Raw genomic sequence first — 13,423 nt, 5'->3', positions numbered from 1 at the left:
GCGGTCGCGCATAAGGAACTAACTTTGTGATACCCACGGTGTGAGGTCGGTCAATTCGAAACTGTTCTCGAAGCCTTCGGAACTGAGTACTTCAATTGTTACTTCACCATCACGAGTGTCTGCCAATGCTTGCAGACATCGACCGCAAAGCCCGGACTGGCCATCAACCGAGTACACAGCAACACTCGAAATTCCGTCAGCGCCATTCGAGACAGCCTTCGAAACGGCTAGTTCAATAGCATGAGTTCCCCACCCCTCCCCTTTTATTGGAATACCCGTATGCAGGGTTTCGTCACTCGTTAGAACTGCAGCGCCAATCCCGTCCTCATCGTCACCAACAGCGTCAACCGCCGCAGAATGCAACTTTTCACCCTGATCAGAGTCATCAATCTGGTCGGACTGCTGGCCCGGAGCGCTGATCCCGAGCTGCTCAGGGGACAGTCGACGGACTCTTGCAGCAGACAGGATCGAGTTCTGTGCACCCAGTTTCGTTTGTTTCTGGTTAGTCATAGTGTTCGAAGGACTCCGCTGTGATGTTTGAGTCGCCTGTCTCATACAGATGCGCGAATGCACTACCTCCGATGTCGTAGTGGAACTCTTCTGCGAAAGCCGATACAAGCGTGTACGCTGACGGTTCGTCAGTCTCGAACGAGAAATCCCGGAAGAGGTAGGCGGCGAGGGATTCGATCGGGATTTGCTCGCCGTCACAAAGATGTAACCGAGCGAGTTTCCAGTGATCTTCGTTCAGGCCCCATTCTGAGTGGTACCCCTCTTTCTCGAGCGTGGCCACCTGCATCAGTGGCGAGCTCATTCGGATTGACGATGGAGCATAAGTGCCGGACACGTTCTTGTTGTTCCAGAGCGTCGAATCTGAGGGGTTCTTCGCCTGAGTGAATGGCACGAGGTATGGTTTGTCACCATCTTGAACCTCGAAATACGTGTCGAAGAAGGCGTTGTAGGGGAACGAGAGTTCGTTCGTCTGCCCTTCGATCCCAGTTTGCTGTTGAAGGCAGAGGTATCCCGAGAACAACCGGTGTATTGGTGCCTCGACTAGCCGCCAGAAGCAGTCTTTGACGACGCTGGGTTTCAGGACGTATTCTGGCATTATTCGGAATACCGTGCTAAGGACTGGTTCTTTTCGAAGTTGGAGGTGTCAAGGTCAGTTCCCCATGCGTGGTAGCGCAGTTCATTAGCGGCCCTGATGGTGGTTCCTGAGCCAGCGAATGGGTCGAACACAACACCGGGTTCATAGTCCGGTTCCTCACATTCGCAGTGAGTCCAGCCTGCGGTTGTCCACTGTGGGAACGTGAATTCACGGAAGTACCCGCCGAGTACTTCTTTCGCTTCGTCTGCGAGTTTCTGTACTTCTTTGGAGTTTTCACCAGCGCCCTCCTGGAACTGTTTTGCTTTGCCAGCGTCAGAAATACCGACTGCCTGGATTGCTCGCAGGTGGTCTTCTGTCAGGTCGGACTCTTCGTAAATCTCGAGAGCACGTTTCGCTTGTGAACGACTAGTATCGAGATTGGTGAGGCCTCGTTTCCGGTCACGAGTTCTGGGTTCTCCGCACTTGGTGCATACTGCTGGTGGGCACGCAAGTGTGATTGCGCGCTGCACAAGTTCGTCGGAGAACGGCGCGAGATGCCCACCGGAGTTGAGGTCGTGATTCATCCGCCAGACGTCTCCGGGGTTCGATCCGTTACCGTAGACGTCAGCGTAGCCGTGAAGGTCGTAGTAGTAGTCGTCGTTCCAGACGAGGTGGATGATGTGTTCATGCCGTGGGACTAGCCGATCCTTCACTGATGACGGCATCCCGTTGTCTTTGGCCCAGATAATGTCGTTCCGGATTGTCCACCCAGCTTCTTGCGCGGCAGGCACGAAGCGACCTGGGAGACCGACACGGCTCTTGTTATGGTACGTATCGCCAATGTTGAGGAAGATCGACCCTGTGGGACGAAGGAAGGGCCGCCACTGTTCGAGTGCAGCAACCAGATTATCGATGTATTCGTCAGGCTCTGATTCTTGGCCTAACTGGTCGTCTATCCCATAATCACGTTTCTTCCAGTATGGTGGTGACGTGACGATCAGATCAACGGAGTTCTCGGGGAGATCGATTCGCGTGCTGTCTTCCGTTTTAGCGTTCTCGTCAGCATCCTTTGGGATGATTTGGGTCGCGTTCGCTTCCTCGATGTCCGCGCGGAGTTCTCCGTTCGGCTCGGGGATTGGGCCTTGTTGCTCTTGAACGTCCTCAACGTTGACTTCTCCGTGGTGTTTGAGTTGATCTTTGAGTCCCCCGTGAAGTTTCTTTGCGAGTTCCGGATTTGCTGAAAGGTGATTGTAGACAGATGGTGTGGGCGTATTTGCCGAGGGAGAGTCCCCATCGGTGAAGTCTTCGAGGCTCGAGAGATTGTTGGTGTCGTCGAGGTATTCGCTGATGATCGAGATTACTTCTCGAACGCCTGGATCAAGCCGATCCATAGTCAATTGAGCCTCCGGTGATTCAGATCCATCCTTACTCATTGTCTAATCGGGCTCATTCCACCCTTGTGAACATTCTGTATTTGCTCTGCTGCCGCTAGTTTCCCCGAGAACTGTCTATTTTGAGTCATATTCCTCCGCAACTTCTATCGTCAATTCGCTCAACGCGTCGTCTTCAGGGCCGAAAACCCTGCCATGGAGCTTCTCAATCCCACCGTTCGCAAACTCTTCAGCGATCTCGTACACGAACCTCTTGTCTTGCAGAACGTCAAGAGACCGTTCTTCGCGGACGGCCACAGCCTCAATAACACCTTCCTGTTCCTCTCGGAGCGAGGAACGACCGAACAGCGCATGTTCTTCACCCTCCAGTTCTACTCGTCCTGCTTTGCGTCGACCGTAACTCATCGCGAACGTGAACAGGTCGTGTAGATCCACCTCGTAGAACGGTGAGGTTTCCTTGGTGCGGAGATCCTCGTACAGACTCCGTCGTTCCTTCTCGATGTGAACGTCACGACGTGGGTCGGTTTCTTCGTACTTCTCGCTCTGTTGTTCGCTCATGCAGATGGCACCTCTGTCACTTCGTCAGAGTAGTCCAAATGGTACTCGTTCGCGACCTTGTTCTTCAGGAACGCGCGCACTTCGTCGGTGTACTCCTCGTCGGTCATCAGGAACGTCACCTGCGTATCCTCGAGGTAGTTCGGTACGTTCTGTGCGATACGCTTCTTCGGTTTGCTGGAGATACGACCCAGTGGTGTGTCGATAAGGATTGGTGCGCTGAACCCGCTGATTTGTGCGAGTGCACTCATGAACGACAGCGCCAACACTTGGCGTTCTCCTGCGGATAGAGACCCAAGGTTTTTCTCCCCGCTCGGGCCGTACACGTGCACCTCGTAGTCGTCAGTCAGTTCGATATCGTACGGTTCTTCCTTCCAAATGAGGTCGTTGAAGAACGTCTGAAGCGAGTTCTCAGTTTCCGTCCGAACCTGCTCCAGAATCTCCTTCTCAATACTCTCGACCTTATCGCGTGCGGTCTCGACGAACGAGATCTTTCGAAGGATAGTCTCGTGTTTCTTCTCCCGTTCTACCTCCCGCTGCCAGTCGTCCTTACGCTCCTCCACAACCTCTATTTGCTGCTCGATTTTGCCTCGGAGCTGCCCGAGGTCTTCCCGCATATCCTTGATGCGACCGTCGATGCGCTTGCGTTGTTTCTCCAAGTCAGAAACATCCACGTCATCTGGGATGGTCTTGCTCTCCAACTCGGCAGAGATCTCTCTCAATTCCTCGTTGATTTCGTCGATGTCGTCTTTGATGTCCTCGACACGACGCTTCCGTTCCTTGGCTTCACTCACCAAGTCGTCGCCTCGATCGAGCGTACGTTGGACTTTTCGTCGGCCATTCACGCTGTTGGATGCGGCCTCGGTGATTTTCTCCTTGAAGTGCTCGAGGTGCTCGCGCTTTTCCTCCTCGCTGTCGATGTCAGTACCGCAAATGCACTCGCCGTCATCAAGAAGTTGGTCTAACCACCATTCCGGAATGTCCGGTGGCTCTTGGCCGCTCTCTTCGCGGTCACGGAACTGTTCGATGGTGTATTCGAGCGCGTCTTGGTTGTACGCGGCTGGCCCGGCACGAGAGAGGGAAATAGCTGCGTCTTCACGCGCGTTCTGAAGTTCCTCTTCCCGGTCTTCGAGGCGTTCGTTAAGGTATCGACGTCGTTGTTGCTTTTCGCGAACGTCAGGGTTTGTACTGTCGGCTAGTTCCTTATCGATGCCCTCGATCTGCTCGTTTGCTTCCTCGATGTTCTCTTCGAGTTCTTTTTCGTCCTCTTTGAGTTCATCAAGTTCGTCTTTAGCATCTTCGTACTCCTTGTGGAGTTCTTGGGGTTTGCCCTCTACGTCGGATGCTTCCTTCTCGAGATCGCTTTGTACCGAGTTGAGGTGGTCGATACCACGTTCGAGTAACTGGATGTGTGAGACGTCGAGAACGGCGTCTTTTACGCGTTGGGTGTATCCTTCTTCGAAGAATTTGTCGAGTTGCTCTCCGTCGAACAGGAAGTATTGATGTACTCGTGTGGGGAGGATTTCGCGAAGACGTGTGTTCGGGTTTTCCACGTTCTGCCAGTCGGCTCCGAACCGTTGCCGAAGTTGAAGATCCTCGGTGACGCTGTTGTACTCGTCTTCCCCGACCTTGGCCGTACGGAACTTCCGGGTGAAGACGTACTGCGGTTCGTCTTTCCCGAGCGTGATCTCGATGTGTCCGCGCACGCTGTCTCCGACGTCGACCGACTCGAGTTCCTTCAGATTGGCTATCGGGTCGGCGCCGAGCCCACGGTCGTCGTTCTCGTCGATGTGTGGCTCTTCGTCGTAGAAGCAGAGCGTGATGGCGTTCAGGATGTTTGACTTCCCGGAGCCGTTCTGGCCTTCGATGACGTTGATGTGCTTATCGGGCGAGGTCTCGAGGGGAATTTCTTCGACGCCCTGAAACTGCCGGTAGTTGTTGAGTTCGATTTTGAAGATTTGGATGTTGTTCATTCGTCAGTGTACTCTTCGAGCGACTCGTTGTTTGCGTAGTCCTCCACAAGCTGGTGGTACTTGTCGGTGTACTTCGGACGCTCCTGGTCGAGTTTCGTTCGTTCGTGTTTCAAAATTTCACGAATGAATGACCGGTATTCATCTTCCTCGATCTCATCGGTTTTATCCAAAATGAGCGAGTGCACTTCGGAGTCCTTCATGGGTAACTACTCGATACATGAAACTAGGGTAAGATAATACATTCCCTCGAAAATTTGTCGAGATGCTGTAAGGACTATATGCGGTACTTCACGCGAATATCGTCAATCACATTCAGCGCCGTATGCCGGTTTTTGGCATTCTCGGCGAATTCAGCGAACCGATCTAGTTCCTTTTCGAGGAGGTTACGCTCTGACGTTGCGATATCTTCGGATGGGTTTTTCGACGGTACAACAACCATATCGTAGATGGTTGCCTTGTCTTTCCCCTCTGCTTGCCGAAGCACTCGGCCTCGTCGCTGGATGAACTGCATGGGGTTGCCGCTGTTCGACATCAGGATTGCTTGGCGTGTGGCCGGCACGTCTACGCCCTCGTCAAGGCACTTCATCGCGACAAGCGCATCCCAGTCCCCAGCGTCGAACCCTTCCAACAGCTCGTCACGCTGGTCTTCGTCCTCGTGGTAGGTGAATTTATGATGGAAGACACCCTCATCGTTCAGGATTTGCTGCACGTCATCGATTTGATCCGGGTTCGTGTACACCAGTAGGTGATCCGGATCATCGATACGCTGCAAGATGCGTCGTAAGTGCCGATATTTGTTCTCAGCGCTCTTCACGATGGACGCGCGCTTCATGGCGAGATGCTCAACGACCTCCTCTTCGATATCTTCGCTCGCTGCGGCACTCGCGAGTTTCTTGGACTCTTTCCGGTATTCCTCCAGTTCCTCCTGCGTCATCTCAACAATGATTGGCTCATAATCGTATGGCGTCAGATACTCTGGGACTGCGTCTGAGAGGGAGTACTCGTACACGATGTCACCGAAGTAGTTCAGCAGGAACTCAGTGCCCTCCTCGTCGTAGTAGCGCTCCGGTGTGGCCGACAACCCGAGGCGGGCATCATATTCGTCGAGGAGACCCTTGCGTTGTTCCTCGGAGCCGAGACCGTGAACCTCGTCAGCGACGAGGACGGTATTTTCGTCTACAGTGCTGATTTTCTCTCGGAAATACTCCTCGCTGAGAGTCCTGTGTGTGGTGATGATGAACTCCCGATCACGGAACTCGAGCCTAATGTTGCTAACGACTCTGGACAGGTCGGATTTCCAGTCGCTGTTGGCTGTGCCGAACAGGAAGCGTGGGGAAGGGAACCCGAAGATTTCCATCTCCTCGGCCCACTGGTTGGCAAGGTGCGTGACCGGTACAGCAATCACGCAGAGTGTCGGCGAGGCTTGCTGTTCGAGGTACTCGTCGAGCGCAGCAAGCGCGGTGAATGTCTTTCCGGTGCCGGTAGCCATCCGAAGGAGCCCATGGCAGTCGTTTTCGAACCAGTTATCGACTGCTTCGCGCTGGTAGTCTCGGAGCGTGATTTCGTTGCTGGCCTTCACCGTAGAGTTGTCGGGTTCCTCGAAGGGTGTGTATGGACGGTTGTCGTAGTCGCGTAGTTCTGCGATGTCCTCTGCAATGCCATCGGGGATAGAGTACGTGCTGACATTCGAATCTCGACCTTCCCAGAGGTCTTTGAAGCGTTGTTCGTGGCTGTCTCCCCCTTCAGCATCCCGTTCGCCGAGCCAGTCGCAATCAACACTGTACGCTTCATAGTTTCGAAGAGCTTGCTCGCTGTCGTTTTGTGAGCCGTGGAACCCGACGCAGTTCCCGTCTGCGTCGTAGAAGATTCCGAATTTGTCGTGGAAGTCGCCACCAGAGAGAGATTCAGTGGGGATGGCGAATTTGATTTCAAGGAGGCCGTCTGCGATCATCCAAGCGACGGCGTTTCTAGTGTCGTATTCCAAGTCGTACCGGAGGTCGTTGATGGTCTCTTCGAGAGTTTCCCGTAGGACTTCATCGCTGCGCGCTTCGTCCCCTTTCTTGATGGCCTCCCAGTCTTCTCCGGTGAGTTTTGGGCTGGTGATCCATTTCGCAGCACCGCCGTTATCGGCTAGTTCAGCGATTCCTCGTGCGGCGGATTGCATCCAATTGGAGGTGAAGTATCCGACACCGCGTTTGTATTCGACAGAGCGGGATAGGAGCGGTTCGTAGAACTCGTCGACGAAGTCTGTTTTTGAGGTATTGAGTACGCGAGGGAGGTCGAGATCTTTGAAAGTCGCGGTGTCAGAGGCCATCGATACTAACAGATACGTTATTGGTATCGTAATAAGAGTGTTCTTGACGCCGACTGGTCTGAAATGATTTCCACATTTTCTCCAAAGTTTGATTTACCCAGAATTTGTTGGTGGTGATATGTCTACTGCCCGCGATCTGGAACAAGATTTTGCGTCTGAGGGAGAACAAGAAGAGGAAAAAATCGAGGTTGATGTTAGCTACCAAATCATTCGACAAGTTTCTTCACAGCTCTACACCAATCCCCGAAAGGCAGTCGAAGAACTTGTTTGTAACAGCTATGACGCTGGTGCGAACGAGTGCTACGTGAACACTCCCGAGTCAGGAACTGATTTTCTTGCCGTGCTCGATGATGGGTCTTCTATGGATATGGATGGTTTCGAATGGCTTTGGAGCGTAGCAAAAAGTCCGAAAGCCGAGGAACTCGGAGAAGATAGAGTAAAGCACGGTCGAAAGCAAATCGGAAAGTTTGGCGTTGGCAAGCTTGCTGCATTCGCTCTAGGCCGAAAACTCACTCACATTGCTGCAAAGGATAACGTTGTTCGAATCATCTCCGTCTCGGAAGAGGAGATCAAAGAGCGTGGTGCGGGTAACCCCCCACGTTTTAATGTTTACAAATTGGGCTTCGACGAAGCTGAGGATGTCGTAGGAGAGTACCTAGAAGGAAAGGATTTGCCAAATCCGTGGGAGGAGGGATGGAATTCCTGGACACTCGCAATCGTTGACCATATCGAGGAACAGTATACAGGGAGTGCATTGAAACCACAATACCTCCACCACATGATACGCACCTCTATTCCGCTTTCCTCCCAGTTTAAAGTGTCGTTAGATAACAGTAAAATCTCGAGGAGGGAACCGGATACTGACGAACGCTTCAATGTAGATCTCATCGAAGAAGACGTTAGAGATGATATCGAAAACCGACTCCAATCGTTTTGGAGGGAAGAAGAGGATTATGGGGATTTAGAGGATGTCCCCAAAGAGAAGTACGAGTGCTCAGTTGACAAAACAGCAGATTACCAGAACATTGACGAAGAAGTTCGTTGCCTCAAAGTTCCGGAGCTAGGGCCTGTAACCGGGAATGCTACCTACTACGAGAATCTTTTGACGAAAGGGAAAAGGAAAGAAAGGGGGCTAAAAGACCATGGATTCCGAATCACTGTCAAAGGCAAGTTAGTCAATCGAGAAGATCCATTATTTGGGCTTGATAATCCTCCCCATGGGCACTTCGGAAGGTTCCTTGCCGAAGTTGAGGTGCCCGACCTAGATGATGCCATTCTTGTCCAGCGGAACCAGGTGTCCGAAGAGCATATTGAAACTCAACTCACAAGGGAAGTAATTCAGGGTCTCTTCAACTACTGTCGCAGAAAAGCAAATCGGTTAGACCAACAGAAACTGGAAGAGATTGAAGAGGAGTCCGAGGCAGGAGAAGCGGTACGATCCTTTGGAACCCGGCTTAATACCTTAGCCCCTTTTGATGCTACTCAAGGGCTCAGAGGTCTTTCCAAAGGGCAATTCCCGGATGGAGGTCTTGGTTCGGTCGATGTCCAATTCAGTTCCTACGATGAGGCCGACGAAATCACCCACTATTCCTCCGAAGATCAAACCATATTCATCAATGAAGAACATCCGCTATTCAAATCTCTTGAAGAAAGTAATAAGATGTCTGACGAACTCAAGCAAGTTTTCGGGGAGGCCGTTGCAGGCAATCTACTGGCATCTGGCTATCTTGGACATCATGGCGTTGAAGATAATCTCTTGGATATCTCGAAGTCGATCACTGACGATTCGTTAAGAAGTGCTGCGGGCTACATCAGGGACGAGATTGAGTACTTCATTAGCGAGATTCATGATGCATCACTCGAAGGTGGGACTAGATACGAGAAGGTGGTTGTGGGTGTGTTTCGACATATCAGTGTTGCAATTCAACACGAAGGTGCATCCGACAAACCAGATGCGATTCTGACAATTCCACAGGCTGGTGAGGAAAATATGTCCTTCTCTATTGAGGCGAAAGGTTCCAAAGGCATTGTTGATCACGAAGATGCGAAGGAAGCAACGGTATCTCGGCACAAAGAAGAGGCAGGCTGTGACCATGCTGTTGTGATTGCGAGGGAGTTTCAGCTTGAGGGGAAAGGAAACAAGGATAGTGCATTTCTCCGTGAGATGGATGAGAATGTTTCCCTAATGACTAATGAGGCCATGGAGAAACTGCTTCGTCGGCACAAACGTCGTCGATTCACTCACCAGCAGATCATCGATATCCTCACAAACAATGAACATCCCAATGATTTGGTTGAATATGTCGAAGAGAAGTGGGAAGAGACGCCTGAGCCAGGAATAATGGGAGAAATATTGCAAATTGGCTGGGAAGCACAAAAGAAGAACCGCGTTAATAAGCCCTCTATTGGGATGGTGTTAGCTGATGCACGCATTCTTGAAAGAGAGGTGCCCAAAAATAAAGTCGCGAACGTCATCGAAGCAGTTGCTGTATCGACAGGAATGATTGATTACGATCGGCAGAGCCAGGAATTCGAACTATTCCAACAGCCAAGCGTAATTCTGGAGCAAATGGCATTAGAACCTCAGGACCGTGAAAATACTAATTTGAGCGACTAGGTTCCGTTCTGGGACTGTATCATCAATAGCGGGACTTTATGTGAACTGCGAACAACGTTGGCTCTAGCGAACCGCACGATGGCGACGACCACCATTCGGCAAACGAACGAACTCAACGGCGCGCAGAGCGACTTCTTTATAAGCGGGTCGCTCCCGTCCCTTGGATTTGGTTCGTGCAAAAAACGAATGGGCGCTGCAGGATTTGAACCCGCGACAGCTTGGTCCGAAGCCAAGTACTCTGTCCAGACTGAGCTAAGCGCCCTCGGTCTGTTTTGGGTTGCGAACGTACGTTTTCGCCGCACCTTTAAGACGGTTTCTCTTTCGAGCCTCTGATTCGGTCGCGAGTACAATTCCCGGCCGGTTCGATACGGCACTTTGCTCGTCAGGTCGATCTTTGTTCAGCTTCCGACAATGTGTCGTGTTCGGAGTGCAAACGATCATGGTCCTCTGCGACCAATCGTCGGCTGTATCATGTTCGATCGGATCGTCCTCGCCGTCGACGGCAGTGACGAGGCGCGCCACGCCGCGGCACGCGGGCTGGATCTCGCCGAGGCGTTCGGGGCGGCCGTCGACGCACTGTTCGTCGTGGACGAATCGGCGCTCCGCCTCACGCGCTCGTCGAGTGAACGGGAACGGCTTCGAGCACGAGGACAAGAGGTGCTTGCAGACGTCGAGGCACTCGCTGCCGAGCGCGATCGCTCGATCACGACCGCGGTGGTCGAGGGCGCTCCCGCGACGGCGATCGGCGAGTACGCGACCGAGAACGCGGCGGATGCGATCGTCGTCGGCCGCCAGGGGATGACGGGGCTGGGGAAACGGCTGCTGGGCGGCGTGACCGAACGACTGCTTCGGGGGTGCGACGTCCCGGTGTTCGTCGTCCCGGCGGACGACGACCTGACGCCGGCCGAGGAGGACTACCAGACCGTCCTCGTGCCAACCGATGGCAGCGACCCGGCCGCAGCGGCGGCCGACTACGGCAGTGCGATTGCAGGGCGAACGGGCGCCGCGTTACACGTGCTCAACGTCGTCGACGTCCAGGCGGCCGGCGGTCTGTTCAGTGCTGGTGGCCTCGAGTCGGAATTCCTCGAACGGCTCGAAGCGCGTGGTCACGAAATCGTCGACGACGCGGTCGCGGATCTCGACGCCGAGCAGTCGACCCTCGACGTCACGACGGCCGTCGAACGGATCTCGTCCCACCAGGGCGTCGCCCCGGGAATCCGCGAGTACGCCGAGGAAAATGCGGTCGATCTCGTCGTCATGGGTTCACGTGGTCGGTCAACCGTCGGTCGACAGTTGTTGGGCAGTGCCGCCTCGACGGTGTTGCGCACGGTTTCTGTCCCGGTGCTCGTCGTCTCTCGGGCGCCCTAGCTCCAATCCATTGGTCACAGTTTCCGAGCACCCGCGTACGATTTCGATTGGTGTCATCCGAATCGATCGACCGATCCCAGACGGCCGGTCCAGCCCTGGTACTTGAGGGTGTGGTGGATTCCGGTAACTGTGGGAAAGGCCGTGACCCTTACGTACTCCCGTCGTCTGGTACTAGGTACCATGTCCGCGAAGGACGCAGCAGTCGATCCGTCGATGGCTGCACCGGGCGATGACCTCGAACTCCTCTCCGACGAGGACGGTCGGTGGACTATCGTCCCGGTAGCGGCCGAGGGCGACGAGCGGCTCACCCAGTGGCTCACCGTCGACGCGGACACACTTTTCGAACTCGACGACTGGCGGTAACGGGGCCGACCCAGCGGCCGGGACTATCCCGAATCCGTTGCACACCCGTCGGTTCCGCCACACGGCATCGGACCCTTTTTAGCGGTCCGCTCGCCAGTCAGACCCATGACGGCGGTCGAGACCGGACGGGGACTGTGGGAGCTGTTACGTCCAGTGAACGCTATCGCCGCGGCCGTCCTCACGGCGATCGGCGCGTTCGTGGCGGGTGGACTCGTCGACGCGCCGCTGGCCGTCGGCGCGGCCGCGGCGGCGACGTTCTTCGGGACGGGCGCGGGGAACGCGATCAACGATTACTTCGATCGGGAGATCGACGCCCACAACAAGCCAGACCGCCCCATTCCACGTGGTGCCGTCTCGCCACGCCAGGCGCTGTGGTACTCGCTGGCGTGCTTCGCCGCGGCCGTCGTGCTCGCGTTGACGCTCCCGGTGCTCGCGATCGGAATCGCCCTGTTCAATCTGTTCGCCCTGGTCAGTTACACGCAGGTGTTCAAGGGGCTGCCCGGAGCGGGCAACGTCGTCGTCGCCTACCTGGGCGGCAGTACGTTCCTCTTCGGTGCGGCAGCCGCGGGACGGATCGGGCCGGCGGTGGTCCTCTTCGCGCTCGCGGCGCTCTCGACGGTCAGCCGCGAGATCGTCAAGGACGTCGAAGACATCGCGGGCGACCGCGCCGAAGGGCTCAACACGCTTCCGATCGCGATCGGTGAGCGACGTGCCCTCTGGATCGCCGTCGGGGTGCTCGCGATTGCGATTCTCGCGAGTCCGATCCCGTACCTGACCGACACGTTTGGGTTGGCCTACCTGCTCGTACTCGTCCCGGCGATCGCGTACATGACCTACGCAGCGTGGACGAGCCTCACGGACCCGGCTCGCGGCCAGCACCACCTGAAGTACGGCATGTTCCTGGCGGCGCTCGCGTTCGTGATCGGTCGACTGAGTGCGTCGACCTCGATCCTGGCGTGATCGCCGGTTCGCACGAAGAAGGCAACCGAGCGAACGCCAACCCACAGACTCACCGCTAGCCCTCTCTGACGGTGATTGACGATAGAAACGGGATTCAGTGCCTCTGTGTTATCAAAAGGAATATAACCTGTTCACTGTATCACTCTGGATAGGTACCAGTGGAATCACGCGCTCGCTGTGGTGGACGCCGAGAGGAAGTGTAATCTGCCATGTATGACCTCCCTGACGTCCCATCGGCCGACGATCTCGACGCTGGAACGAACGTTCTCGTCGCGGGGCCGCCGCTGACCGGCAAACGCGATCTCGCGATCGAGGCGTTGGCGAGCGGCGCGGACCGTGGTGATGGGTCGATCATCGTCACGACGAAAGACAGCGCGGACAAGGTGTTAGACGACCTCACCGAGGCGGTGACTGTCTCCGACCCGGACGTCGGTATCGTCGATTGCGTGACGAAACAGCGCGGGATCGGAACCGTCGACGACGATCCGCGCATCAAGTACGCCTCGTCGCCGGTCGATATGACCGGGATCGGGATCAAACTCTCCGAGTTCCTCCAGGAGTTCTACGAGAACCGATCGCTCACGGAGAATCGCATCCTCTTGCACTCGATCTCCACGCTGCTCATGTACTCGGATCTTCAGACCGTCTTCCGATTCCTCCACGTCTTCACCGGCCGTATCCAGAGTGCCGACGCCCTCGGTCTCTGTGTGATCGACTCGACCGCCCACGACGACCAGACGATGAACACGCTCAAACAGCTCTTCGACGTCGTCGTCGAGATCGAAGACGGCGAGGGCG

At 54.9% G+C, this 13,423-nt stretch carries 12 protein-coding genes and 1 tRNA gene; 5 read left to right on the top strand and 8 right to left on the bottom strand.

Going from position 1 to position 13,423, the window contains the following annotated elements; genetic code table 11:
- Positions 1–18: 18 nt before the first annotated feature.
- The 7 genes from C479_RS15990 to C479_RS03890 all read right to left on the bottom strand — a co-directional run bounded on the left by C479_RS15990 (position 19) and on the right by C479_RS03890 (position 7,317).
- On the bottom strand, positions 19–510 hold the full coding sequence (locus tag C479_RS15990) for a hypothetical protein (protein ID WP_152415794.1): 492 nt from the start codon (positions 508–510) through the stop codon (positions 19–21).
- Positions 503–1,105: a hypothetical protein gene (locus tag C479_RS03915; RefSeq protein ID WP_007698172.1), complete on the bottom strand. Its 603-nt coding sequence runs from the start codon at positions 1,103–1,105 to the stop codon at positions 503–505. The genes C479_RS15990 and C479_RS03915 overlap by 8 nt, the downstream gene beginning before the upstream one ends.
- Positions 1,105–2,517, bottom strand: coding sequence for a DNA-methyltransferase (locus C479_RS03910; RefSeq protein WP_241430155.1), 1,413 nt, complete (start codon positions 2,515–2,517; stop codon positions 1,105–1,107). Before C479_RS03910 ends, C479_RS03915 begins: the two co-directional genes overlap by 1 nt.
- 75 nt (positions 2,518–2,592) lie before the next feature.
- Complete coding sequence (locus C479_RS03905; protein WP_007698163.1) at positions 2,593–3,033, bottom strand: hypothetical protein; 441 nt, start codon at positions 3,031–3,033, stop codon at positions 2,593–2,595.
- The gene (locus C479_RS03900) at positions 3,030–5,003 is read right to left on the bottom strand and encodes an AAA family ATPase (protein ID WP_007698159.1); all 1,974 of its coding nucleotides are present in this window, start codon (positions 5,001–5,003) and stop codon (positions 3,030–3,032) included. Before C479_RS03900 ends, C479_RS03905 begins: the two co-directional genes overlap by 4 nt.
- A complete protein-coding gene (locus C479_RS03895) occupies positions 5,000–5,203 on the bottom strand; it encodes a hypothetical protein (RefSeq protein ID WP_007698156.1) in 204 nt (67 codons plus the stop codon). Before C479_RS03895 ends, C479_RS03900 begins: the two co-directional genes overlap by 4 nt.
- Before the next feature lie 74 nt (positions 5,204–5,277).
- Complete coding sequence (locus C479_RS03890; protein ID WP_007698153.1) at positions 5,278–7,317, bottom strand: DEAD/DEAH box helicase family protein; 2,040 nt, start codon at positions 7,315–7,317, stop codon at positions 5,278–5,280.
- A 118-nt stretch (positions 7,318–7,435) separates the two neighbouring features.
- Between C479_RS03890 and C479_RS03885 the strand changes: the two genes are divergently transcribed.
- Positions 7,436–9,934 carry an ATP-binding protein gene (locus C479_RS03885; RefSeq protein WP_083893792.1) on the top strand — a complete coding sequence of 833 codons (2,499 nt, stop codon included), beginning with the start codon at positions 7,436–7,438 and terminating at the stop codon, positions 9,932–9,934.
- Positions 9,935–10,121: 187 nt separating this feature from the next.
- Here C479_RS03885 and C479_RS03880 read toward each other — a convergent pair.
- Positions 10,122–10,196: transfer RNA gene (locus C479_RS03880), tRNA-Arg, on the bottom strand.
- Positions 10,197–10,405: 209 nt separating this feature from the next.
- On the opposite strand from C479_RS03880, the gene C479_RS03875 reads away from it, so the two are divergent.
- From C479_RS03875 to C479_RS03860, 4 genes are all read left to right on the top strand, one after another.
- Positions 10,406–11,302: a universal stress protein gene (locus C479_RS03875; RefSeq protein WP_007698144.1), complete on the top strand. Its 897-nt coding sequence runs from the start codon at positions 10,406–10,408 to the stop codon at positions 11,300–11,302.
- A gap of 180 nt (positions 11,303–11,482) precedes the next feature.
- A complete protein-coding gene (locus C479_RS03870) occupies positions 11,483–11,665 on the top strand; it encodes a DUF7511 domain-containing protein (protein WP_007698141.1) in 183 nt (60 codons plus the stop codon).
- Positions 11,666–11,770: 105 nt separating this feature from the next.
- Entirely contained in the window at positions 11,771–12,625 is an 855-nt protein-coding gene (locus C479_RS03865; RefSeq protein WP_007698138.1) for a geranylgeranylglycerol-phosphate geranylgeranyltransferase, read from the top strand.
- Between the two features lie 209 nt (positions 12,626–12,834).
- On the top strand, positions 12,835–13,423 hold a 589-nt coding region (locus tag C479_RS03860), incomplete at its 3' end, for an RAD55 family ATPase (RefSeq protein WP_007698131.1).

Source organism: Halovivax asiaticus JCM 14624 (assembly GCF_000337515.1).
Lineage (GTDB): Archaea > Halobacteriota > Halobacteria > Halobacteriales > Natrialbaceae > Halovivax > Halovivax asiaticus.
This window is presented reverse-complemented; position numbering and strand designations above follow the sequence as displayed.